Source organism: Corynebacterium marinum DSM 44953, from assembly GCF_000835165.1.
GTDB lineage: Bacteria > Actinomycetota > Actinomycetes > Mycobacteriales > Mycobacteriaceae > Corynebacterium > Corynebacterium marinum.
Window position 1 is genome coordinate 1,967,409 of the sequence record NZ_CP007790.1, and the last position, 23,568, is coordinate 1,990,976.

Annotated in this window: 22 protein-coding genes; 4 read left to right on the forward strand and 18 right to left on the reverse strand. The window is 69.1% G+C overall.

Features of this window, described 5'->3' with window-relative positions; genetic code table 11:
* Positions 1 to 73 precede the first annotated feature (73 nt).
* From B840_RS09310 to B840_RS09335, 6 genes are all read right to left on the reverse strand, one after another.
* A complete protein-coding gene (locus B840_RS09310; protein WP_042621912.1) occupies positions 74 to 892 on the reverse strand; it encodes a DegV family protein in 819 nt (272 codons plus the stop codon).
* Entirely contained in the window at positions 893 to 1,615 is a 723-nt protein-coding gene (locus tag B840_RS09315; RefSeq protein WP_042621913.1) for a histidine phosphatase family protein, read from the reverse strand. It lies immediately after the preceding gene.
* Between the two features lie 4 nt (positions 1,616 to 1,619).
* Positions 1,620 to 2,096: a ribosome silencing factor gene (rsfS, locus tag B840_RS09320; protein WP_042621914.1), complete on the reverse strand. Its 477-nt coding sequence runs from the start codon at positions 2,094 to 2,096 to the stop codon at positions 1,620 to 1,622.
* A 93-nt stretch (positions 2,097 to 2,189) separates the two neighbouring features.
* A complete protein-coding gene (nadD, locus tag B840_RS09325; RefSeq protein WP_042621915.1) occupies positions 2,190 to 2,798 on the reverse strand; it encodes a nicotinate-nucleotide adenylyltransferase in 609 nt (202 codons plus the stop codon).
* Positions 2,795 to 3,673 carry a hypothetical protein gene (locus tag B840_RS09330; protein ID WP_156971891.1) on the reverse strand — a complete coding sequence of 293 codons (879 nt, stop codon included), beginning with the start codon at positions 3,671 to 3,673 and terminating at the stop codon, positions 2,795 to 2,797. The genes nadD and B840_RS09330 overlap by 4 nt, the downstream gene beginning before the upstream one ends.
* A 162-nt stretch (positions 3,674 to 3,835) precedes the next feature.
* Positions 3,836 to 5,113 carry a glutamate-5-semialdehyde dehydrogenase gene (locus B840_RS09335; RefSeq protein WP_042621916.1) on the reverse strand — a complete coding sequence of 426 codons (1,278 nt, stop codon included), beginning with the start codon at positions 5,111 to 5,113 and terminating at the stop codon, positions 3,836 to 3,838.
* A 268-nt stretch (positions 5,114 to 5,381) separates the two neighbouring features.
* Between B840_RS09335 and B840_RS09340 the strand changes: the two genes are divergently transcribed.
* On the forward strand, positions 5,382 to 6,800 hold the full coding sequence (locus B840_RS09340; RefSeq protein WP_042621917.1) for an HNH endonuclease signature motif containing protein: 1,419 nt from the start codon (positions 5,382 to 5,384) through the stop codon (positions 6,798 to 6,800).
* Here the strand turns inward: B840_RS09340 and B840_RS09345 are convergent.
* The 9 genes from B840_RS09345 to B840_RS09385 form a co-directional block, all read right to left on the reverse strand.
* A complete protein-coding gene (locus tag B840_RS09345; protein ID WP_042621918.1) occupies positions 6,797 to 7,717 on the reverse strand; it encodes a D-isomer specific 2-hydroxyacid dehydrogenase family protein in 921 nt (306 codons plus the stop codon). The genes B840_RS09340 and B840_RS09345 overlap by 4 nt on opposite strands.
* A gap of 59 nt (positions 7,718 to 7,776) precedes the next feature.
* Positions 7,777 to 8,691 carry a D-isomer specific 2-hydroxyacid dehydrogenase family protein gene (locus B840_RS09350; protein ID WP_042621919.1) on the reverse strand — a complete coding sequence of 305 codons (915 nt, stop codon included), beginning with the start codon at positions 8,689 to 8,691 and terminating at the stop codon, positions 7,777 to 7,779.
* A gap of 14 nt (positions 8,692 to 8,705) precedes the next feature.
* Positions 8,706 to 9,806, reverse strand: a complete 1,101-nt coding sequence (proB, locus tag B840_RS09355) for a glutamate 5-kinase (protein ID WP_156971965.1) — start codon at positions 9,804 to 9,806, stop codon at positions 8,706 to 8,708.
* A gap of 163 nt (positions 9,807 to 9,969) precedes the next feature.
* On the reverse strand, positions 9,970 to 11,487 hold the full coding sequence (obgE, locus tag B840_RS09360; RefSeq protein WP_042621921.1) for a GTPase ObgE: 1,518 nt from the start codon (positions 11,485 to 11,487) through the stop codon (positions 9,970 to 9,972).
* 111 nt (positions 11,488 to 11,598) lie between these two features.
* Complete coding sequence (gene rpmA / locus B840_RS09365) at positions 11,599 to 11,865, reverse strand: 50S ribosomal protein L27 (RefSeq protein ID WP_042621922.1); 267 nt, start codon at positions 11,863 to 11,865, stop codon at positions 11,599 to 11,601.
* Positions 11,866 to 11,882: 17 nt separating this feature from the next.
* Positions 11,883 to 12,188: a 50S ribosomal protein L21 gene (gene rplU, locus B840_RS09370; RefSeq protein WP_042621923.1), complete on the reverse strand. Its 306-nt coding sequence runs from the start codon at positions 12,186 to 12,188 to the stop codon at positions 11,883 to 11,885.
* A 184-nt stretch (positions 12,189 to 12,372) separates the two neighbouring features.
* Positions 12,373 to 15,684 (reverse strand): translation initiation factor IF-2 N-terminal domain-containing protein, encoded by a 3,312-nt coding sequence (locus B840_RS09375; protein ID WP_373285108.1) that lies wholly within the window; start codon positions 15,682 to 15,684, stop codon positions 12,373 to 12,375.
* 372 nt (positions 15,685 to 16,056) lie between these two features.
* Positions 16,057 to 16,467 carry a nucleoside-diphosphate kinase gene (gene ndk, locus B840_RS09380; RefSeq protein ID WP_042621924.1) on the reverse strand — a complete coding sequence of 137 codons (411 nt, stop codon included), beginning with the start codon at positions 16,465 to 16,467 and terminating at the stop codon, positions 16,057 to 16,059.
* 68 nt (positions 16,468 to 16,535) lie between these two features.
* Entirely contained in the window at positions 16,536 to 16,844 is a 309-nt protein-coding gene (locus B840_RS09385; RefSeq protein ID WP_042622688.1) for a hypothetical protein, read from the reverse strand.
* Between the two features lie 73 nt (positions 16,845 to 16,917).
* Between B840_RS09385 and B840_RS09390 the strand changes: the two genes are divergently transcribed.
* From B840_RS09390 to B840_RS09400, 3 genes are read left to right on the forward strand one after another with little or no spacing between them, the layout of a single operon-like run.
* Entirely contained in the window at positions 16,918 to 17,940 is a 1,023-nt protein-coding gene (locus B840_RS09390; protein WP_042621925.1) for a pirin family protein, read from the forward strand.
* A gap of 1 nt (position 17,941) precedes the next feature.
* Positions 17,942 to 18,250 (forward strand): GNAT family N-acetyltransferase, encoded by a 309-nt coding sequence (locus B840_RS09395; RefSeq protein ID WP_211255105.1) that lies wholly within the window; start codon positions 17,942 to 17,944, stop codon positions 18,248 to 18,250.
* The gene (locus B840_RS09400) at positions 18,247 to 18,705 is read left to right on the forward strand and encodes a carboxymuconolactone decarboxylase family protein (protein ID WP_042621926.1); all 459 of its coding nucleotides are present in this window, start codon (positions 18,247 to 18,249) and stop codon (positions 18,703 to 18,705) included. Before B840_RS09395 ends, B840_RS09400 begins: the two co-directional genes overlap by 4 nt.
* A 153-nt stretch (positions 18,706 to 18,858) precedes the next feature.
* On the opposite strand, the gene B840_RS09405 is transcribed toward B840_RS09400, so the two are convergent.
* The 3 genes from B840_RS09405 to B840_RS09415 all read right to left on the reverse strand — a co-directional run bounded on the left by B840_RS09405 (position 18,859) and on the right by B840_RS09415 (position 23,548).
* Positions 18,859 to 19,287 carry a DUF4233 domain-containing protein gene (locus B840_RS09405; protein WP_042621927.1) on the reverse strand — a complete coding sequence of 143 codons (429 nt, stop codon included), beginning with the start codon at positions 19,285 to 19,287 and terminating at the stop codon, positions 18,859 to 18,861.
* On the reverse strand, positions 19,284 to 20,771 hold the full coding sequence (gene folC / locus B840_RS09410) for a bifunctional tetrahydrofolate synthase/dihydrofolate synthase (RefSeq protein WP_156971966.1): 1,488 nt from the start codon (positions 20,769 to 20,771) through the stop codon (positions 19,284 to 19,286). The genes B840_RS09405 and folC overlap by 4 nt, the downstream gene beginning before the upstream one ends.
* A gap of 68 nt (positions 20,772 to 20,839) precedes the next feature.
* Positions 20,840 to 23,548 (reverse strand): valine--tRNA ligase, encoded by a 2,709-nt coding sequence (locus B840_RS09415; RefSeq protein WP_042621929.1) that lies wholly within the window; start codon positions 23,546 to 23,548, stop codon positions 20,840 to 20,842.
* Positions 23,549 to 23,568: the final 20 nt, after the last annotated feature.

Below are 23,568 nucleotides of genomic sequence, written 5' to 3' on the forward strand. Positions count from 1 at the left end.
CCCTGAACCTAGGGCTGTGCCACCGCGGGGGACAGTGCCGGCGGGTCAGCCTGTGGACAACTTTGTCCGCGTGTCACCCAACTGGGGAAGGATCCTCCGGGCGGGACATGAACACGGCCGACACGCCGATCGCGCCGGCCCCGGTGTGGACGGCGAGGGTGGTCTCCATCGGCATGGTCATGATGCTCGACCCCTCGCTGAGGACCTCCCGCAGCATGTCCTCCAGGTGGGCGGCGGATTCGGCGGCGTCGTTGTGCTGGATGGCCGCGAACACCGGCCGCCCCCCGGCCCGCTCGATGACCAGCTCGATGAGCCGGGTGAACGCCTTCTGCTGGGTGCGGGTCTTGCCCACCAGCTCCAGACGTCCCTCCTTGACCTGCATGATCGGTTTCGTCGCCAGGAGCGTCGCCGACAGCGCCGTTCCGGTGGAGATGCGCCCGGACCGGCGCATGTCCTCGATACCGTGCAGGTAGACCCACGTGGCGGAACGGCCCAGAGTATCTACCGCGATCTCCTCGCAGGTGTCCAGGTCCGCGCCTTCGGAGGCGAGCTTCGCCGCGGTCATGGCCGCCGCCCCCACAGCCATGCCCACGGAACCGGTCTCGACGACCCGGACCTGGCCCTCGGGGAACACCGCGGCAGCCTGGACAGCCGCCGACCAGGTGGAGGACAGCTCCTTCGCCAGATGCAGGGCGAGCACACCCTCGTCGTCGCCGCGCTCCAGCTGCCGGGCGTAGGCGGCGACCAGCTCCAGGGAGGACAGGCCGGCGGTCGAGGTGTCGGGGCCGTCTTCCTCATGCATGACATGCAGGTCGACGACGGTGATGCCGAGTTCCTCGATCACCTCGGGGGGCAAACCGGCGGAGGAGTCGGTGACGATGCGTACCGGCATTTAGCCCATGTTCCATCCGTCGAGGTACCACTGGGCGTCGGAGACCGTCGCGGGGGTGAAGTCCGGGGCGCCGACGGGGCCGGCGGTGCCGTTGCCGGACTCCACGCCGTGGGAGACGTCGTCGAGGGCGTCGCGGCTGCCCGGCCGGTAGCGCGGGCGGGCGGTGAGCTGGGAACGGCGGGTGTTCTTCAGCCCCGAGAACATCGGGTACATGCCCACCTCCAGATCCAGCAGGCTGGAAGTGAGTGCGGAGATGGTGCCGCCGTGGGCGACGATGAGCACCGAGTGGTCGTCCCAGTCCCCGTAGGAGACCATCAGTTCCTCGATCACGGGGCGGGCCCGCACGGCGACCGCCACACGCGATTCCCCGCCCGGCGGGGCCCAGGTGGCGTCGTGGCGCCAGGCGGCGCGCGCCCCGGGCAGTTCCTCGTCCACCTCCATGGCGGTCTTCGACTGCCATTCCCCCAGGTGGGTCTCCCGCAGGCGGGGGTCGGTGGAGACGTCGAGACCGAGGACCCGGCCGATGATCAGGGCCGTGTCGTGGGCGCGCGAGAGGTCAGAGGAGATGATGCGGGTGATGTTCTCGCTGAGGAGCTGCTCCCCGGCCGCGGCCGCCTGTTCCCTGCCGAGGTCGGACAGGTGGGTGTCCAGCTGTCCCTGCATGCGACGGGTCGCATTGTAGTCGGTCTGTCCGTGTCGGATCAGGATCAGGCGGCGGGTCATGTGGTCAGAATTCCTCTTCCGCGTCGCCCGGAGCCTCCGAAGCGAGCGGAATCTGGTCGATGGAGGAGACGTTGCGGATGTCCACGTCATCCTCGGTCCAGCTGCCCGGACGCTCGGGCGCCTCGATGCCCTCGACCTCGATGAGGGGGCAGTCGCGGTACAGCCGGTCCAGGCCGTAGAACTCCCGCTCGGCGTCACGCTGCACGTGGACGACGACCCCGCCGTAGTCCAGGAGCACCCAGCGGTTCTCGCGGTTGCCCTCGCGGCGCAGCGGTTCGGCGCCGGCTGCGCTGAGCTCGTCCTCGACCTCTTCGACGATGGCGGCGACCTGGCGTTCGGTGTCGGCGGACGCCACGACGAAGACATCGCTGATGGCCATCACGTCGGAGACGTCGATGACGGCGATGTTGCGCCCCAGCTTCTCGTCGGCGGCCAGTGCCGCGATGGTGGCGAGGCGGCGGGAATCGTCAGAAACAGTCACACAAGGTCCTTATTTTCAGGGGGAGGTGGGGAAACTTCCTTGAGTTTCCCACGGATGACGCACTTTTTCCTAGTCGTCGCGCCGTCCGGTGTCTCAGTCTACAGCGGGGATCGGACGGTAGAGGTCGTTCTTGGCGATGTACTGCACGACCCCGTCCGGCACCAGGTACCAGACGGGACGACCCGTGGCGGAGCGTTCGCGGCAGTCGGTCGAGGAAATCGCCATCGCCGGCACGTCGATGAGGTGGACCCTTTCCTGGTGCACCGCGGGCAGCATCTCCTCAGTGAGTTCGTAACCCGGGCGGGTGACGCCGACGAACTGCGCCAGCTCGAACATCCGGTCCCAGTCCCGCCACGTGACTATCGACGCCAGCGCGTCCGCGCCCGTGATGAAGAACAGCTCCGCGTCCGGGTACTGCTTGCGCAGGTCCGCGAGCGTGTCGATGGTGTAGGTGTCCCCGCCACGGTCGATGTCCACGCGGCTGACCCGGAACCGGGGGTTCGAGGCCGTCGCGATCACGGTCATCAGGTAGCGGTCCTCCGCCAACGAGACCTTCTTCTCGGCCTTCTGCCACGGCTGCCCGGTGGGGACGAAAATCACCGTGTCCAGGTCGAAACGGGCCGCCACCTCGCTCGCGGCCACAAGGTGTCCGTGGTGGATCGGATCGAAGGTGCCGCCCATGACACCGATGCGCTCAGTCATGGACGCGAAGTATATCCCGTGATCTGCTCCCGGAAGCGGTCGGCGACATGTACCTCAGCCTCCGCCGGATCCCCGTCCGTGTCCAGGAAGTACAGTCCGTGCACCCCGCCGCCGTCGCCCAGGGCCGCCTGCCCCGCGCTGGACGTGGGGTGGCAGACGACGTCCCCGTCGGCGCAGTAGTAGACCGCACCACTTTCTGACGCCAGCGGGTGCAGCGCGTGCAGCGGGTTCCCGAAGTAGAACGAGCCGGCCAGTTGCCCCCGCCGCGCCAGCTCCTGCTCCTGCGCGAGGAGCGCCATCGCGCCCTGCGAATAGCCCACGAGGAGGTATCCCGGCCGGCAGCCGGTCCCCGCCTCCCAGGCATCGATGTAGCCCATGGTCCCGTTAATCCCGGAGTGCAGGCTGCCGACGAAGCCGTCGAACGCGTCCCGGGCGATGACATGCGCCGGGGTCTCCCGCAGGATCCCGCCGAGCCGGCTGCTCGTCTGCGCCGCGTCGAGCTCCTCGCCGGGTTCGGCGATGGCCGGCAGGGGCAGGCTCGCCGGGTAGACGGTGCCGTCCAGCGCCAGGACATGCACGTCCGCGAGCAGCGATTCACCGGTCTCCGCCAGGTGCCGCGCCTCCGTGAACCGCAGGAAGGCCCGGATGTTGCCCGCCTCGTAACCGTTGGACACCCACGGCGAGGCATCGCTGTAGGAGGTCGGCTCGAGGTCCGCATTCTGTTCGCTGCCGCGGGCGGCGAGGACCACGACCTCCGGGCACTCCTGCTGCGGTTCGGCCGGACCGGCCGCGGCGGCGGGGGTGACGGCCAGCGCCGCCATTCCCGCCACCGTCGCCCATGCCGACCATGCCATCTTCCGTCCGAATTTCCCCATGTCCCCGCACGCCTTCCTGTGGTTCCCGCGCGGTGGTCCCCGCGGCCGACAACCCGAGCTTAATTGCCGCAGCAGACAACGGGGGCTCACCGGCAAGATACGGCAGGACGAAAAACCCGGCATCCACCCCCTCACGGGGACGCCTGCCGGGTTCGTGCTCTGTTACGGGCGGGTCTGTCCCGTGCCCTGCAGGATCCACTTCGTGGAGGTCAGCTCGGGCAGTGCCATGGGGCCGCGGGCGTGCAGCTTCTGGGTGGAGATGCCGATCTCCGCGCCCATGCCGTACTGCTCGCCGTCGGTGAAGGCGGTGGAGGCGTTGACCATCACGGCCGCGGCGTCGACCTCGTCGGCGAACTTCTGGGCGGTGACGATGTTGCTGGTGGCGATCGCCTCGGTGTGGCCGGTGGTCCAGCGGGCGATGTGCTCGATGGCGCCTTCCACGCCGTCGACGACCTTGGCGGCGATATCCATGGACAGGTACTCCTCACCCCAGTCGGTGTCGTCGGCCTGGCGGATGTCCTGCGCGCCGAAAGCTGCCAGCTCCTCGACGTCGCCGTGGACGGTGACGCCCGCCTCCTGGAGTGCCTGGATGATGGCGAGCTTGTCTGCGTCGGGCAGGGCGGCGTCGATAAGCACGGTCTCGGTGGCGTTGCACACCGAGCAGCGGCGGGTCTTGCCGTTGAGCATCATGTCGATGCCCTGCTGCAGGTCGCCCTCGGCGTCGATGTAGAAGTGGCAGTTGCCGGTGCCGGTCTCAATGGCCGGGACGGTGGCCCCGGTGACCACGGCCTCGATGAGCTTCGCGCCGCCGCGCGGGATGACCACGTCGACCAGGCCGCGTGCGGTGATGAGGTCCTGGACGGAGTCGTGGGACTGGCAGGGCAGCAGCTGCACGGTCTCGCGCGGCAGGTCGAAGGACTCGACGACGTCCTGGAGGATCTCCACCAGCTTGGCGTTGGAGTGCTTCGCGGTGCGTGAACCGCGCAGCAGGGGCACGTTGCCGGACTTCAGCGCCAGGCCGAAGGCGTCGACGGTGACGTTCGGGCGGGCCTCGTAGACCATGCCCATCACGCCGAGAGGGACGCGCACCTGGCGCATCTGGATGCCGTTGGGCATGACACCGCCGGCGAGCACCTCCCCGACCGGGTCCTTCAGGCCGGCGACCTGGCGGAGGCCGCCGGCGATTCCCTCGATGCGGGACGCGTCCAGGCTGAGGCGGTCGACGAGAGACTCGCTCATCCCCTCCGCCCGGCCGGAGTCGATGTCCTGCTGGTTCGCGGCCAGGATGTCGTCGGTGGCGGCGACCAGCGCGTCGGCCGCGGCGAGGAGGATCTCGTTCTTCCGGATGGTCGGCAGCTGGGCCAGGATCGGGGCGACGGCCTTGGCCGCACGGGCCTTGGTCAGTACTTCTTCACGTTCAATGGCACGGCTATCAGTCATGGCAACGAGGGTACCTGAGCGACCGGAACAGAACAGGGAATGCCGGTTCCCGCCCTCCAGGGGCGACCATGTGCCGGAAACCACCTGCCGGTCCTGAGCGAGGGCACACCGGACCCGACGGATCGAATGAGCGGAATGATGACGGCCCTCTTCCCGACAAAAAGAGCCACCACTCCTGACACAGTCAGGTGATAGCAAACTAGTTCGAAAGATGGATGTCGGGGCAGTGGGTCGGCGCTACTATAGAACACATGAACGAGGGGGTGTCATGGCCAGGCTGAGCGTCCAGGAAGCGGTGGACCAGATCGAGGCCGGAATGAGCGCGCTCTCAGCACTCATGGCGGATCCCTCTCTCGTATCCTTCGACGAGGTGGCGGGTGAGTTCGAGCGGCTCGAACAGGCGCTGGTCGCCCGGGGGCGTGTCGACGCCGCCTTCGCCTGGCTGGCGGAGTCCGCCGACGCGGGACGGCTGGTGGGATCCACCAACGTCATCGACTATCTCACCGCGCAGCTGGGAATTTCCCGGAAAGAAGCCTGGTCAAGGCTGCGGACGGGCACCTCATTGTTCAGCCCACCACCCCCGCCCCCGCCTCCTGAGCCTTCGGAAACGGAGGAGGAACGCCGGGCCCGGGAACAGTCGGAGTCCGAACGTGCGGAAAAGGCCCGGAAAGAGCGGAAGGAGGCACAGTGCAAGTCGAAAAAGGCGTCCGCCGAGATCCTGCGCATCATCGACCAGGAGCTGACCGATCTCTCCGACGCCGCCGACCCTGACCGCAGCCAGCTCTACAACCGGGCACTGAGTGAAGCCAGGCGGCGACGGCCGGAGGACCTGCGCACATGGCTTCGCCGCCAGGTCACCCTGGCCAACCAGAAAGGCGCGCCAGACCTGCTCGCCGCCTACCGCCGACGCTTCCTCACCATCGGCGAACCCGAGGCCGACGGCTCCTGCACAATCCGCGGACGGCTCCCGGCCGCGATCGCCGCCGCGCTCAAAGCGGCCCTGGCCCCGGGGGAGCGTCCCGGCGCCAACCTCAACGACGAGGAGTTGGAGGACACCCGTACCCGGGGGCAACGCCGCGTGGACCAGCTCATGACCATCCTGGGCGCGCAACCGTCATCCATCGGCCACGGGATGGGCTCGGTGCTGCTGTCAGTCACCGCCGAGGACATCGACAACCTCTCCCCGACCTCCGAGTTCACCACCAACACCGGCGATCGCCTCAACCTCATGGATATCCTGCGCCTGGGCGCCGCCAAGTTCGATGCCATGGTTCTCCACGACACCGACGGTCAGCCCCTGGCGCTGGGTCGGGGCAGGCGCACCGCGAGTTTCAGCCAGCGGCTGGCGCTGTTCGCCGCTCAGGGGGTGTGCGGCTGCCCGGACTGCGCTACCGCCGCCATCCACAATGATGCCCATCACATCACCGCGTGGGAGCAGGGTGGGCCCACCGACCTGATCAACCTGACCCTCGTGTGCCCACCGCACCACGCGGCCAATGACGATTCGCACACAGGCGCCGGCGGCAGAGGGCACCTCGACCGGTGCCTGATCACCGGGCGAGTCGGTCGGCGGGCAGGGCCCGGTCAGCCCCTCCGGTTCAACGAGACGCAGGCGGCCTCCGAATCAGCGGGAGATCGGATAAGAGCACGACAGAAACCACCACCCGCGGAAGACGACGCAGCCTAGTATCCGGTCTCCAGATTCACCTCGTTGGGCATCCGCTCCCCCGCCTCGAAGGCGGCGGCGTTGGCCACGACCAGGCCGCCCATCCGCTGCTCGATAACGGTGAACGTGTTGGCCGTGTGCGGGGTGATGAGGCACTGCGGCAAGTCCCAGAGCGGATGGCCGTCCGGCAGGGGCTCCGGGTCGGTGACGTCCAGGGCCGCGCCGCCGATCTGGCCGGAGCGCAGCGCCTCGACCAGGTCATCGGTGTGCACCAGCGGGCCGCGAGCGACGTTGACCAGCACCGCGGAGGGCTTCATCAGGGCGAACACGTCACGGTTGATCATGTGGCGGGTCTCATCGGTGAGCGGGGCCAGGACGACCACGATGTCCGCCTCGCCCCACACCTTCCCGGCGTCGGCCATGGCGAAGGACTCGTCCGCACCGGCCACCTCCCGCCCCGAACGGGTGACGGCGATGATGTGCACCCCGAAGACCGGGAGCATCTCGATCAGTTTCGCGGCGATCCGGCCGGCGCCGATGATCGCCACGGTCTTGTCGTCGAAGAGCCACTGCTTGCCCGCGTCGATCTCCCGGCGCACCGAGAAGGACTTCGCCAGCGTCACCGTCTTGTGCATGTGCATCTGGGCGAGGATGAGGCCGATGGTCGATTCGGCGACCGTGTCGTCGTAGAGCCCCGAGGCGCATGCCCAGCGGACACCGCCGGGGCGGATGAGGCCTGCGTCGTAGAGGGCGTCCACCCCGGCGAACGCCGCCTGCACGTAGCGGATGTTCGACGGGAGGGGGTCCGGGAACGTGCCCGGCCCGCCGTTGAAGACCAGGAAGTCCGCGTCGTAGACCTCCTCGACGTACTCGTGCCCGGCCGCCTCGATCTCGGCGATGGCGTCCGGCCACTGCTTGGGCTGGAAGGCGAACTTCACGGCGGGCTCCTCGAACTATCGGGGTGATGGGTGTCACCACGCTACCGGAAGACCCGCGGTCAGTACCCTCGTTCCACGTCGACCTCGGTGGGCATCCGCTCCCCCGCTTCGAAGGCCGCGGCGTTGGCGATGATCTGCGGCGCGATCATGCGTTGCGCGATCCGGCCGGTCGCGGCGATGTGCGGGGTGATGGTGCAGTTGGGCAGGCGCCACAGCGGGTGGCCGTCCGGCAGGGGTTCCGGGTCGGTGACGTCCAGCGCGGCGCCGGCGATCTCCCCGCCGCGCAGGGCGTCGACCAGGTCGTCGGTGACGATCAGTTCGCCGCGGCCCACGTTGACCACGACGGCGGAGCTTTTCATCGCCTGGAACTTCGACGCGTCCACCAGCCCGGCGGTCTCCCCGGTCAGGGGCATGGCCAGGACGAAGGCGTCCGCCTCGCGCCACACGTGGTCGGCCGCCGACATGGGGTGCGTCTCGTCGGCGCCCTCGACCGGGTGTCCGGAGCGGTTCACCGCGACCACCTTCACGCCGAAGGGCCGGAGCATGGGGATCAGCGCATCCGCGATGCCGCCGGCGCCGACGATGGCGACCGTGGCGGCGTCGAAAAGCCAGCCCTGCGCGGCGTCGATGGGGCCGCGGGCGCGGAAGGAACCGGCGAGCGAGGCTGCTTTAACGTGGTGGAGCTGGGAGAGCAGCAGGGTCAGCGCGATCTCGGCGACCGGCTTCCCGTAGACCCCGGCGGCATTCGCCCAGCGGACCCCGCCCGGACGCATGACCCCGGCATCGATGAGCCGGTCAATCCCGGAGAACACGAACTGCACGAAGCCGATGTTGGCGGGCAGCGGGTCAGGCAGCTGGCCGCCGGCGTAGATGAGGAACTCGGCGTCGTGCAGATCGGTGGTGAACTCGTGGCCGGCGGCCTCGACCTCCCCGACGACCGGATCCCAGACGCCGGGGTACATGGTGAACTTCAACGTGCGGAGCGCTCCTAGAGACGTGAGGCGTAATTGGACAGGTAATCGGCGTGCACGACCGGGCGGCGCTGCCCCTCGGGGAGGTCCTCGGTGTGCTTGCCCACCATGCCCGCCAGCACGTCCGAGTCGTAGGCGACTTCGCCGCGGCCGATGACCTGACCGTCCGGGCCGATGATGTCGACGATCTCGCCGGCCTGGAATTCACCTTCGATGGAGGTGATGCCCACGGCGAGCAGTGAGGTGCCGCCGGCGGTGACGGCGGAGACCGCGCCGGCGTCGAGACGCAGGGTGCCTCCGACGTCGGCGGCGTAGAGCGCCCAGAACTTCCAGGCGGAGAGGCGGTTCTCCCGGGGATGGAAGACGGTGCCCACGCTGGCGTCGTCGAGCGCGGGGCCGATGTTGGCGGCCGAGGTGAGAAGGACCGGTACGCCACCGAGCGAGGCGAGGCGGGCGGCAGAGACCTTGGACGCCATGCCACCGGTGCCGACGAGGCCGCCGTCACCGGCGACGACGCCCTTGAGGTCGTGACCGGTGCGCACCTCGGAAACGAACCGGGCGTCCGGCTCAGCTGGGTTGCGGTCGTAGAGCCCGTCGACGTCGGAGAGCAGGACCAGGGCGTCCGCGCTGACCAGGTGGGACACGATGGCGGAGAGGCGGTCGTTGTCGCCGAAGTGGAACTCGGAGGTGGCCACCGTGTCGTTCTCGTTGACGATGGGCACCACCCGCAGCTGCCGCAGACGGTCGATGGTGCGCTGGGCGTTGCGTGCCCGGTCGCGGCGGCCCGCATCCGAGGCGGTGAGCAGCACCTGGCCGATGGTGCGGTGGTAACGGGCGAAGGACCTGCCCCACTGGTGGGCGAGGTGAACCTGGCCGACTGCGGCGGCCGCCTGCTTCGTCGCCAGGTCCGTGGGTCTCTGCACGAGGCCGAGCGGGCCCATGCCGGCGGCGACCGCGCCGGAGGAGACCACGATGATGTCGGAGTCGTACATGCGCGCCTGGAGGGCGTCGACGATGTGGTTGATCTTGTTCGGGTCGACGGTGAAGTCGTCGTTGGTCAGAGAAGACGAGCCGATTTTGACCACGACTCTCTTAGCGTGCGCGATCCGCTCGCGCATCTCGGATTCGTGGCCGAAGGCCGGATGACCCTCCGGCTCGACGACCGGTGCCGGGTAATCCATTCCGACGTCGTCGTCGTCGTGGTTCCGGTACGGGGACAGGGGCAGTCCTTGTGAGCGTGTCGTCATGTCCACCCAGTCTACAGACCCACCCCCGAACGGGTCAGCCCTCCCAGCGCTCGCGGGAGGCGACCTCGTCCTCCCCGTAGTCGAACTCGTCGATGAGGCCGCGGCGCGCCTGCGAGGCGCGTTTGCGCTCCGCCGCGGACACGCGCTCGGTGGACAGCAGGCGGGCATCCTGGCCGCGGCCGGCCACGGTCGGATCGACACCGGAACCGGTCATCGGCTCCCAGTCGAAGGTCACGTCGCCGATGGTCACGTGCGCGCCCTCACGGGCACCTGCCTTGAACAGGGCGGCTTCGACGCCGACGGCGGCCAGACGGTCGGCGAGGTAACCGACGGCCTCGTCGTTCTCGAAGTCGGTCTGGGTGATCCAGCGTTCGATCTTGTCGCCGGTGACGATGAACCCGCCGTCGATCTCCGGGTCGGGCGCGACCGCGAACTCGGGGGCGCGGCGGCGTCGGGAATCGACGGCCTGCGGGCGGATGACCGTGTGCTCGGTGTCCACGGCCGCCTTCGGACGGCGGCGGCGGTCCTTCTTCACGATCTCCAGAAGCTTGTACTTCAACGGGTCCAGACCCTTGCGGGCGACCGCGGAGATAATGAAGACGGGCCACCCGAACTTCTCCTCCAGGTCCTCCTTGACGAACTCGGCCAGTTCCTCCGCCTCGGGGAGGTCCGCCTTGTTGAGGACGATGATGCGCGGACGGTCCCGCAGATCACCCAGGCCGATGTCGCTGTCGAGCACGGACTGGTAGGCGGCGAGCTCGGCCTCGAGGGCTTCGATGTCGCTGACCGGGTCGCGGCCCGGGTCCATCGTGGCGGCGTCGACCACGTGCACGAGCACGGCGGTGCGCTCGATGTGGCGCAGGAAGTCCAGGCCCAGTCCCTTGCCCTCCGAGGCGCCGGGAATCAGGCCGGGAACGTCGGCCATGGTGAAGGACTCGTGCCCGACGTTGACCACGCCCAGGTTCGGGGCCAGCGTGGTGAAGGGGTAGTCGGCGATCTTCGGCTTCGCGGCCGAAAGCACCGAGATGAGCGAGGACTTGCCGGCGGAGGGGAAACCGACGAGGCCGACGTCGGCCATCGTCTTCAGCTCCAGGACGACGTCGTGTTGCTCACCCGGTTCGCCGTTCAGGGCGAAACCGGGGGCCTTGCGCTTGTTCGAGGCCAGGGCCGCGTTGCCCAGACCGCCGAAACCGCCCTGGGCGGCGATGAAGCGGGTGCCCGGCACGGTCAGGTCGGCGAGGACGTCGCCCTTCTCCGACATGACGACGGTACCCACCGGCACCTCGAGGATGAGGTCTTCGCCGCGGGCGCCGTTGCGGTGCGAGCCCGCGCCGTTGCCGCCGCGCCCCGCCCTGATGTGCGGACGGAAGTGGAAGTCCATCAGGGTGTGTGCCTGCGGGGACACCTCGAGGACGATGTCGCCGCCATGCCCGCCGTTGCCTCCGTCGGGTCCGCCGAGCGGCTTGAACTTCTCGCGGTGGACGGACACGCAGCCGTGGCCACCGTCACCTGCGGCGAGGTGCAGGACCACGCGGTCTACGAAGCGGGACATGGGGGGTCTTCCTTCTGTTGTGTTTCAGGTAGCAGTCAATTCTACCCGTGTAATACGAAGACCCGCCGCTCCCCAACGGGGTGCGGCGGGCTCCATATGCTTGAACGCTGCTTAAGCGTCGACGGTCTCGTTCTCGACGATGTTGACCAGGCGACGGTTGCGCCTGATGCCGAACTCGACGGCGCCGGACTTGAGGGCGAAGAGAGTGTCGTCGCCACCGCGACCGACGTTCTCGCCCGGGTGGAACTTGGTGCCGCGCTGACGGACCAGGATCTCACCGGCCTTGACCTGCTGGCCACCGAAACGCTTCACGCCGAGGCGCTTGGCCTCGGAGTCGCGGCCGTTGCTGGAGCTGGATGCGCCCTTCTTAGTTGCCATTGGTTACCCTCCTTGGCTTACTTGATACCGGTGACCTTGATGACCGTCAGCGGCTGACGGTGACCCTGGCGCTTCTTGTAGCCGGTCTTGTTCTTGTACTTGAGAATGTGGATCTTCGGGCCCTTAGCGTGCTCGACGATCTCCGCAGCGACGCTCACCTTGGCGAGGTCCTCGGACTTGGACGTAACGTTGGAACCGTCGACGAGCAGAACCGGGGTGAGAGCCAGGGATGCACCCGGCTCACCCTCGATCTTCTCGACCTTGACGAGGTCGCCTTCGGCAACCTTGTACTGCTTGCCGCCGGTCTTGACGATCGCGTACATAGGAGGGTTACCCCTTATCTAAACTCGGCTCAGGCACGCGACTGCGCACCTGAATGGACGTATTTCAATGGCGTTTCCAGGGCCTGCAGGCTCGCTGGAACCTGTTAAGATCCAGCGGCGCAATATCCCTAAAACAGCGACTGTCAAAGACTACCGCGTGAGGCGACGAAAAGACAAACCGCTGCTAGCGACCGGTTGTGCGCCGCGTGACGCGTCGACGGCCTCGCGAGCTCCGCCTCTCGACGCCGCCTTCCGGCACGCTCCGCTCCTTCTCCGGCTTCTGCTCGCGGGCCTGCTCACGGGCCTGTTCAGGGACCCGGTCAGCTTCGTCGGCGGCCGACATGGTGCGGCGCACCGCGCGGCGACGCCCGCGGGTAGCGGCCGGCGCCCCGGAGGAGAGCTCCGAGGGGCGGTTGCGCCGCGGCTTCTCCTCCGCGACGGTGGCGGTCTCGGGCGCGACGGGCGCCTTCGCCTGCTGCTGTGCCTCCTGTGCCTGCGGGGTCTCCTCAACCCGGAAGCTGCGGCCCGCACGACGGCGTCCGCGGGTTCGGGCGGACGGACGCCCGGCGTCTGCCGGAGCCTCCACCTTCTTATCCTCCTCGACTTCGCGGACCTTGATCATGGTCTCCTCCGCCTTGGCCACGGGGCCGGTGGCGGCGGAACCCGGAAAGTCCTCCGGCTTCGGACGACGGTCCGAGCGGGAGTTCCCGCGGGTGCGGCGACGGCGGCGCGGTGAAGCCTCGAACTCGGCGATCGCCTGCTGGAAGGTCTTCTCGCCCGAGCCCTCTCCGGAGCCCTTCCCGGAGACCTCGTCGGAGACGTAGTCCGCGCCGGAGGGTTCGTCCGGATCAATCTCGGCCGCGCGCTCGACGGCGGCGGCGACGATCGCCTCGATGTCGTCGACCGCCGGAGCAGCCGGGGCAGCCGGGGCAGCGGGGGCAGCGGGAGCCTGCCTGGTCGCAGACGCCTCAGACGCCCCGGGCACTGCGGCAGCCGCAGCTTCAGCAGCCTCCGTGGCGTCAGCGGCCCGGCCGCGGCTGGTTCCGCGTCGGCCACGACGGGAGCGGTTGCGCTGGGAGGAGGACTCCTTCTCCGGAGTCTTCTCCGGGGCCTTCTCCGCCTGCTCATCCTCATCGGAGGTGACCACCACGGCGGCGGCGAGTTCCTCGATGTCGGAGGACTCATCCTCACGCTTGATGGCCACGGCCGCCGGGTGGCGGCCGGGATCGTGCGCGGCCTTCGCCTGGGAGCGGCGCGGCCGCTCCTCGAACTCGACGGGCTCCTCGACCGGATCCTCGTGCAGGATCAGGCCGCGGCCGCCGCAGTGCTCGCATTCGGTGGAGAAGGTCTCCAGCAGGCCGGTGCCCAGGCGCTTGCGGGTCATCTGCACCAGGCCGAGGGAGGTGACCTCGGAGACCTGGTGGCGGGTGCGGTCGCGGCCGAGGGCCTCCTTGAGGCGCCGGAGCACCAGCTCCTGGTTCTCGGGCAGGACCATGTCGATGAAGTCGACGACGATCATGCCGCCCAGGTCGCGCAGGCGCATCTGGCGGACGATCTCCTCGGCCGCCTCCAGGTTGTTGCGGGTGACGGTCTCCTCGAGGTTGCCGCCGGAGCCGGTGAACTTGCCGGTGTTGACGTCGACGACGACCATCGCCTCGGTGCGGTCGATGACCAGCGAGCCGCCGGAGGGTAGCCACACCTTGCGGTTGAGCGCCTTCTGCAGCTGCTCGTCCACGCGGTACTGGGCGAAGGCGTCCTGGCCGTCGTTCTCGTCGCGGTTGAAGCGCTGGACGCGGTCCAGCAGATCCGGGGCGACGGACTTGACGTAGGCGTGGACGGTGTTCCAGGCCCGCTCACCGTCGACGACGAGCGCGGTGAAGTCCTCGTTGAACAGGTCGCGGACCACCTTGACCAGCATGTCGGGCTCTTCGTACATGGTGACGGGCTTGGAGCCGCGGGTGTGCATCTCCTTGTCGGAGCGCTCCTGGATGTCCTCCCACAGACGGTGGAGACGGTCCACGTCCGCGGCGATGGCCTCCTCCGGCACATTCTCGGCGGCGGTGCGGATGATCGCGCCGCCCTGGCCCGGTACCACGCGGCCGAGGATCTCCTTGAGGCGTCGACGCTCGGGCCCGGGCAGCTTCCGGGAGATTCCGGCGCTGCGTCCGCCGGGCACGTACACGAGGTAGCGGCCGGCGAGGGAGATCTGCGTGGTCAGGCGGGCACCCTTGTGCCCCAACGGGTCCTTGCTCACCTGCACCAGCACCTGGTCGCCCGACTTGAGGGCCTGCTCGATGCGGCGGCTGCGCCCGCCCAGTCCGGCCGACTTCCAGTCGACCTCACCGGCGTAGAGGACGCCGTTGCGCCCCTTGCCGATGTCGATGAACGCCGCCTCCATGCTCGGCAGGACGTTCTGGACCCGGCCGAGGTAGATGTTGCCGATCATCGAGGCCTGCGCCTCGCTGGTCACGAAGTGCTCGACCAGCAGGTCGTCCTCGAGCACGCCGACCTGGGTCACCAGGCCGGGGTGGTCGTGCCGGGGCCGCTCCCGCACGATCATGGTGCGCGCCACGGACTCCCGGCGCGCCAGGAACTCCGCCTGGGAGACGATGTGCTTCTTCCGGCGGCCCTCCTCACGCATCTCCGCGCGGCGACGGCGCTGCGACTCCAGCCGGGTCGAGCCCTTGAGCGCGACGGGCTCCTCCGGGAGGTCCTCGTCTTCCTCGTGGTCCAGGTAGTCTTCCTCGTGCTCCTGCGGGCTGTCCTGCTTATCGACGCCCTCCTGCTCGACCTCGACCTCTTCCTGCTGTTCTTCGCTCCCGCGGCCGCGGCCGGCGCCGCGGCGGCCCCGGCGGCGGCGTCGAGAAGCAGCCGATTCCTCGTCCTCGTCCTCGTCCTCCGCCGCGGCGGGCGCGGTACCGGGGGCGCGGAACAGGGGCACGAACTGCTCGACGACGGACTCCTCCGCCGGGATCGGGGTGATCACCGGGGCGATCTCCTCGACCGGCTCGTCCTCCGGCTGCTCCTGGATGAGTTCCGCGAGGTCGGCATCGACCCGCTCCTCGATCTGGGAGATCTCGTTGGCCACGTTCTTGCGCACCCGGGTGCGGATCGTGTCTTCGTCGCGGGGCTCCTCCGCCGCCGCGGGTTCCGGCTGGGGCTGCTCGGGCGTGAGCGCCTCGACGACCCGCCGGGCCTCTTCCGGGGTGAGCGTCGACTGCGCGACCTTCTTCAGCCCCAGGCCGGCGGCCGCCTCGACGAGCTCCTTCGAGGTCCTGCCCAGCGATTTCGCCAGGACGTGCACGCGCACCTTGTCCTCGCGAGCCTTGGTCTCGTCCTGCCCGGTGGGCTGCTCGGTGGGCTGCCCCGCCTCCGGGGCGGCGGCCTTCGCGGTGGCCCTGCGGGTGGTCTTGCGTGTCGACCGGCGCTTCTTCGGCGCCTCGTTCCCCATGTCTTCTGCGGTGTTACGGTCGGTGGGTTCGGTGGATTCAGCCACGGATTCTCCTGTTGTTGTGACGGGCCGACTCCCCGGGCGCTGGCGAATGATCATCGCCGCCGCCGCACAGGGGTCGCCTGCAAAGTCCTGTTGATTGCTGCTGTATTGAGTTGTGCAATTTCTGGGTTGCCGCCTCTGCGGCCCCGGCCATGCCAGGGGGGCGACGACACAGCCCGGACACCATTGTCGCACACCGCGGCCCCCCGATGCCTCAACGCATACTCGCGGAGGCCGATGACTGTTGAATCGGCGGGGCACCGGGAGTGCGGCGCGGTCCGATTACACGGCACATCGATCCCGGCCCTGACCCCCGCAAAGTCCAGGAACGACGAAGGCCCCCGCCGGTCGGCGGGGGCCTTGAGGTCCGGCGAACTAGAGGTTCGGGAACCAGATGGAGATCTCGCGCTCGGCCGACTCCGGGGAGTCGGAACCGTGGACGACGTTCTCGCCGACGGTCAGAGCGAAGTCGCCGCGGATGGTGCCCGGGGTGGCCTTGGAGACCGGGTCGGTGCCACCGGCCAGCTGGCGCCATGCCTCGATGGCGCGCTCACCCTCGACGATGCCGGCGATCAGCGGAGCGGAGGTGATGAACTCGACGAGCTCCCCGAAGAAGGGCTTGTCGGAGTGCTCTGCGTAGTGCTGCTCTGCGGTGGCGCGGTCCGCGACACGCAGGTCCAGGGCGGAGAGCTTGAGGCCCTTGCGCTCGATGCGGGCGATGATCTCGCCGACGTGTCCGTTGGTGACGCCGTCCGGCTTGATGAGGATGAGGGTGCGTTCAGTCATGGCGGAAAGCCTACCCGAGAGATTCCCGCCCGGCGCGCTGAGGCCCCGGCCCCTGCCCGGAGCAGTCCTCAGCGCAGATCGAGAACCGCCCGGCGGGCCTCCTCCGGGGAGGCGTCGCGGAACCAGAGCTGCATCTGGCGGACGGCCGCGCCTTCGTCTCCACGGTCGAGCATGGCGCGGACGGTGGCACGCTTGCCGTCGTCCAGCTCGATCTGCCGGGGGACGCGCCGGTCGGCGGTGACCTTCAGTCCCAGGACGAGGAAGATGCCCGCCACCAGGAGGCAGGCCACTGTGGCGAGGTTGGAGACGCCGAAGAGTTTGAGGGCGAGGGCCGCCACGCTGAACGCGGCGGCGAGTCCGAGGTACAGGGCGCGCATGTGCCACAGCATAACGCCCTCACAACGCACAAGTTGTAGATATATCAACATAAGGTGCTGTAGAGTGGCCCCCATGTCCGTGACTGATCAGTTCCCGGTGGAGCAGGTGCTCTCCCCGGCGCCCCCGCACTGCACCGACGGCGCCAAGGTCGAGATCATCACCTCCCGCGAGGTTCCCCTCGGCGGCCCGCGCGCCATGACCGTCTACCGCACCCTGCCCCAGCGCCAGCGCAGCCTCATCGGCGCGTGGTGCTTCGTCGACCACTACGGCCCCGACGACGTCTCCGCCACCGGCGGCATGGACGTCGCCCCGCACCCGCACACCGGCCTGCAGACCGTGTCGTGGCTCTTCGAGGGCACCGTCACCCACCACGATTCCGGCGGTCAACACGCCGTCGTCCTGCCCGGCGAGGTCAACCTCATGACCGCGGGCGCGGGCATCTGCCACTCGGAGGTCTCCACCCAGGACACCACCACCCTCCACGGGGTGCAGCTGTGGACCGTGCTCCCCGACGCCGACCGGCACGGCCCCCGCCGCTTCGACCACCACGCCCCCGATCCCGTGCTTTTCGACGGCGGCAGCGCCCTCGTCTTCCTCGGTTCCCTCCTCGGCTACACCTCCCCCGTCCGCACCTTCAGCCCGCTGGTCGGCGCGGAGCTGCGCATAGAGCCGGGCGCCCTGCTCGAAGTGGAGGTCGACCCCTCCTTCGAGCACGGTCTGCTGGTCGACGCCGGCGACGTCGACCTGGAGGGCGTAGCCGTCGCCCCCACCGAGCTCGCCTACACCGGCACCGGCGAGACGGTGCTGCGCATCCGCAACAACGGCCGCACCCCGGCCCGGATGCTGCTCATCGGCGGCGAACCCTTCGACGAGGAGATCGTCATGTGGTGGAACTTCATCGGCCGCGACCACGCCGAGATCGAGCAGTACCGCACCGAGTGGCAGGAGCAGGACGAACGCTTCGGCACGACCCGCGGCTACATCGGCAAGGACCCGCAGGGGCCCACCTGGCTGCCCGCCCCCGCCCTGCCGCACGCCGCGATCCGGCCGCGGAAGAACCCCGCGCCCGTCGCCCGCCCCGAGGAGAGGATCTGACGTGATCACCCGCACCCCCGACCGCTTCACCATCGACGTCGACGGCGCGAACGCCGGCCACACCGCCTACCGTGACCGCGCCGGAGACCGCATCTTCCACCACACCGAGATCGGCGGGGAGTTCGGCGGCCGCGGCCTGGCCGGTCAGCTCGTCGAGGCGGCCGTGCGCGAGACCGCCGAGGCCGGTCGAACCGTGGTCGCCGTGTGCCCCTATGTGCTGACATGGTTGACGGAGAACGACCCCTCCGGCGTGACCTGGCGCAAACCCACCCCCGCCGACCTCACCTGGCTGAAGAAGGAGCTGGCATGACCCGCCGACCCCCGTACCTGGACAAGTTCTACCCCGACATCTACCGGGCGCTCAACGACGTGAACCGGAAACTGCGCATGCTCTACCCGGACGTCGATCTGCCGACGAGCCTCATCGAGCTGGTCTCCGTCCGCGTCAGCCAGATCAACGGCTGCGGCACCTGCCTGTCCATCCACGTCCCCGCCGCGCGGAAAGCCGGCGTGCCGGAGAACAAACTCGACGCGCTGCCCGCGTGGCGGATGGTCAACGAGTTCACCGAGCAGGAGAAGGCCGCACTCGACCTCGCGGAGACCCTGACCACGCTGCCCCAGGGCCGGGACAACTCCCGGGCCGGCGCCAGCGCCTGCGACGTCTTCGCTGAGGAGCAGGTCGCGGCGCTCGAGTGGGCGATCATCATGATCAACACCTACAACCGCATCTCCATCGCCTCCGGGCACCCGCTGATTTCCAGGTAGGTCCCGGGCCGCGCCCGATCCTGCCCCGCCCGGCCCGGCCACAGGTCGCAGGCTAAAGGTCGCAGGCTAAATGTCGCGGCCGCGCCATCCGGCAACGACAAAGGTCGCAGGGAGCAGTCCCTGCGACCTTTACCCTGCGACCTGTGGGCCGCGCTACATGTGCTGGGTGGTCAGCCAGCCGCGTTTCATGCGTTCGACGAGCGTGGAGCGCAGGTGCAGCAGGTACCACCACACGATGATGAAGATGATCGCCACAACGCCCACCGAGTAATGGACGAAGAACCCGCCCAGCAGCACCACCTGCAGGGCAAGGTTCGCCGGCAGCGCCCAGCTGAAGCGCTGGAGGAACGCCATGACCACGTGGGCGAGGCCCACCGCTGTGATGAACACCCAGTTGAAGATGGTCCAGTACACGCCGTCGTCGATCTTGAGGATCACGGTCAGCGCGAGCAGGATCGTGATCGCCTCGAGGATGAGCGTGCCGGCCATGACCCCGCGGATCCCCTTGAGGGGGTCCTTCTCGGGGGTGTGGCCGGGACCGAGGGGGCTGAACTCGGCCGGTCCTGCGGGGGGCTGGGTCATGCGGGGTCCTTTCCGAACAGGGTGCGTGCCTCACCTGCGGTGACCACCGATCCGGTGACCACGACACCGGCGCCGGACTGGATGTCGGCGTCCTCGGCCAGCTCCACCGCCAATGCGTAGGCGGAGGCGAGGTGTGCGTCGACGTGGACGCGTTCTTCGCCGAAGATGCCGCGCGCGTACTCCGCCAGATCGTACGCGTCGAGCGCGCGCGGGCTCGTGTTCTGCGTGAGCACCACCTCGGAGAGGTAGGGCTCCAGGGCCACGAGGATGCCGCGGGCGTCCTTGTCGTCGAGCACACCGACGACGCCGATGAGGCGGTTGAAGTTGAAGTCGCGTTCGAGCGCCTCCCCCAGCGCCTTCGCCCCGTGGGGGTTGTGGGCGGCGTCGATGAAGGTGGTCGGGGTCGAACGGACCCGCTCCAGGCGGCCGGGGGAGGTGACCTGGGCGAAGCCGGCACGCACCGTGGCGATGTCCAGCGTGCGGCCGGCACCGGCACCGAAGAACGCCTCCACGGCGGCCAGCGCCACCGCGGCGTTGCGCGCCTGGTGCTCGCCGGACAGCGGCAGGAAGATGTCCTCGTACTCGCCGCCCAGGCCGCGCAGGGTCAGCTGCTGCCCGCCGACGGCCACGGCCGCCTCGACGACGCCGAATTCCGCTCCGGCGCGGGCGACGGCGGCGTCGACATCCACGGCACGCTGCAGGATGACCTTCATCGCGGCGGGGTCCTGCTCCGCCACGACGGCGACGTTGTCCGGCGGGGTGAGCAGGTCGTCGGCGTCCCAGCGGGACTTGATGATGCCGGCCTTCTCCGCCGCGATCTCCTCGATCGTGCCGCCGAGGTAGTCGGTGTGGTCGAGGCCGACGGGCATGATCACCGCAACGTCCGACTGGATGACGTTGGTGGCGTCCCAGGTGCCGCCCATGCCGACCTCGACGACGGCGACGTCGACGGGGGCGTCGGCGAACGCGGCGTACGCCATCGCGGTGAGGACCTCGAACTTGGACATCCGGATGCCGGACTTCTCGTCGACGAGCTCGACGTAGGGCTGGATCTCGCGCCAGATGCGGACGTAGTCGCGCGGGTGGACGGGCACGCCGTCGATACCGATGCGTTCGGTGACCAGCTGCAGGTGCGGGCTGGTCGTGCGCCCGGTGCGGCGGTGGAAGGCGCGCAGGAGCGACTCGATCATCCGCACGGTCGAGGTCTTGCCGTTCGTGCCGGCGACGTGGATCGAGGGGAAGGAGTTCTGCGGGGAGCCCAGCAGGTCCATGAGCAGTTCGATGCGCTCGAGCGACGGGTCGATCTTCGTCTCGGGCCAGCGGGTGTCCAGCTCCGCCTCGACGACCGCCAGCTCGGCGAGGTCAGCCGGGGTGACCTCCACGGCGGGCGGGGCGGGATGGTCCTTGTCGCCGAGGTCGATGTTGAGTTTGAGGCCCTGCTCGGTGATCTCGACGGCCTCGTTGAGGTCGGCGATGTCGGTCAGGTTCTCGAGGTCCTCGAGGTCCTCGTCGTCGGCGGCGTTGTTGAGGATCCCGTCCTCTTCTTCCCGGCTCACTTGAGCGCCTCCAGACGGGCGGCGATGCGCTCGACCTCTTCCTGGGCGACCTGCTGCCGGGAGCGGATCTTATCGACGACCGCGTCCGGCGCCTTGGCCAGGAACGCCTCGTTGCCGAGCTTCTTGGCGGTGCCGTCGAGCTCCTTGTGGGCGGCGGCGAGGTCCTTTTCCAGACGCTTGCGCTCGGCGGCGACGTCGACGGTGCCGGAGGTGTCCAGGCCCACGGAAACGGTGGCTCGGGACAGGCGCAGCTCGATGGAGGCGGACTCCTCGAAGCCGTCCTCCGGTGCGGTGACCTTCGCCAGCGCGCGGATGAACTCCTCCTGCCCCGCCAGGTCGGCGGCGGCGAAGTCGAGGGCGGCCGGGACCTTCTGGGAGGGCTTGACGCCCTGGTCGGAGCGGAAGCGGCGGATCTCGGTGATGAGCTTCTCCGCGTCGGCGATGCGGCGGACGGCGATCTCGTCCACGGGGGCGCCGCCGTTGGTGTCGTCGACGGTCGGCCACGGCGCGGTGACCAGGGTCTCCCGCCCGGTCAGGGCCTTCCACAGGACCTCGGTGACGAAGGGCATCGCCGGGTGCAGCAGCCGCAGGACGACGTCGAGGACGCGGCCCAGGACGACCTGGGTGTTGCGGCCGCGCTGGTCGATGTCCTCGCGCGGGATCTGGGTCTTGGCGATCTCCAGGTACCAGTCGCAGACCTCGTCCCACGCGAAGTGGTAGAGCTCCTCGTTGGCCTTGGCGAACTGGTAGTCGTCGAGGAAGCCGTCGACGTCCGCGCGGACCTGCTCGAGCCGGTCGAGGATCCAGCGGTCCGCGTCGGTCAGCTCCGCGCGCTCCGGCAGCTCGCCGACGCGGGCGCCATTGAGCAGGGCGAACTTGGTGGCGTTGAAAAGCTTGGTGGCGAAGTTGCGGGAGGACTGGGCGGCGTCGGCGCCGACCGGCAGGTCCACGCCGGGGTTGGCGCCGCGGGCCAGGGTGAAACGCAGGGCGTCGGCGCCGTACTCGGCGACCCAGTCCATCGGGTCGATGCCGTTGCCCAGGGACTTGGACATCTTGCGGCCCTGCTCGTCGCGCACCAGGCCGTGGAGGAAGAGGTCGGTGAAGGGGACCTGCGGGCGGCCGTCGGCGCCCTCCCCCAGCAGCCCCGGGGTGATCTTCGCGGCGAAGGTGCCGAACATCATCATGCGGGCCACCCAGAAGAACAGGATGTCGTAGGCGGTGACCAGGACGGATGTCGGGTAGAACTTGGCCAGCTCCGGAGTCTTCTCCGGCCAGCCCATCGTGGAGAAGGGCCACAGCGCGGAGGAGAACCAGGTGTCCAGGACGTCCGGGTCCTGGGTGTAGCCCTCCGGCGCCTGCTCGTCCGGGCCGACGCAGACGATCTCGCCCTCGGGTCCGTACCAGATCGGGATGCGGTGGCCCCACCACAGCTGACGCGAGATGGTCCAGTCGTGCATGTTGTCGACCCACTCGAAGTAGCGGGGTTCCATCGACTTCGGGTGGACGGTGGTGTCGCCTTCGCGGATGGCGTCGCCGGCCATCGCCGCCAGCTCGTCGACCTTGACGAACCACTGCAGCGACAGGCGCGGCTCGATGGCTTCGCCGGAGCGCTCGGAGTGGCCGACCGAGTGCAGGTACGGGCGGACCTCCTTGACGATGCGCCCCTGCTCCGCCAGCGCCTCGCGCACCTTGACGCGGGCCTCCTCGCGGGTCAGGCCGTCGAAGCGGGTGCCGGTGCCGGCGATGCGGCCGGTGGCGTCCATGATCGTGGGCATGTCGAGGTCGTGGCGCAGACCGAGGGCGTAGTCGTTCGGGTCGTGGGCCGGGGTGATCTTCACGGCGCCGGAGCCGAATTCGGGGTCGACGTAGTCGTCGGCGACGACGACCATCTTCAGGTCGTCGCGGAACGGGTGGTCCAGGGTGGTGCCCACCAGGTGGCGGTAGCGCTCGTCCTCCGGGTGGACGGCCACGGCGACGTCGCCGAGCATGGTCTCCACGCGGGTGGTGGCGACAACGACGTGCGGCTCTGCGTCGTCCAGCGAGCCGTAGCGGAAGGAGACGAGCTCGCCCTCGACGTCCTTGTGGACGACCTCGATGTCGGAGACGGCGGTCTCCAGCACGGGCGACCAGTTGACCAGGCGGTTCGCCCGGTAGATCAGGCCCCGGTCGAAGAGCTCCTTGAAGATGGTCTGCACGGCGCGGGAGAGGCCCTCGTCAAGGGTGAAGCGTTCGCGGGACCAGTCGACGGAGTCGCCGATGGCGCGCATCTGCCCGGCGATGGTGCCGCCGTACTGTTCCTTCCACTCCCAGACCTTCGCGATGAACTCCTCGCGGCCGTAGTCGTAGCGGTCCTTGCCCTCGGTTTCCCGGAGCATGGTCTCGACCTTCGTCTGCGTCGCGATGCCCGCGTGGTCCATGCCCGGCAGCCACAGCACCTCGAAGCCCTGCATGCGCTTGCGGCGCGCCAGGGAATCCATGAGGGTGTGGTCCAGGGCGTGGCCCATGTGCAGCTGTCCGGTCACGTTCGGGGGCGGCAGCACGATCGAGTACGCCGGCTTCCCGCTCTCCGGGTCGGCGGTGAAGTACCCGGCGTCGACCCACCCCTGGTAAAGCTCAGCCTCGACGGACTGGGGATCCCAGGACTTCGGAAGGGCTTCCACCCCACTGGCGCGGTTCATCTCGTTCTGCTCAGTCACGCGCACCATCCTAGCCGGTCGACGGCGGC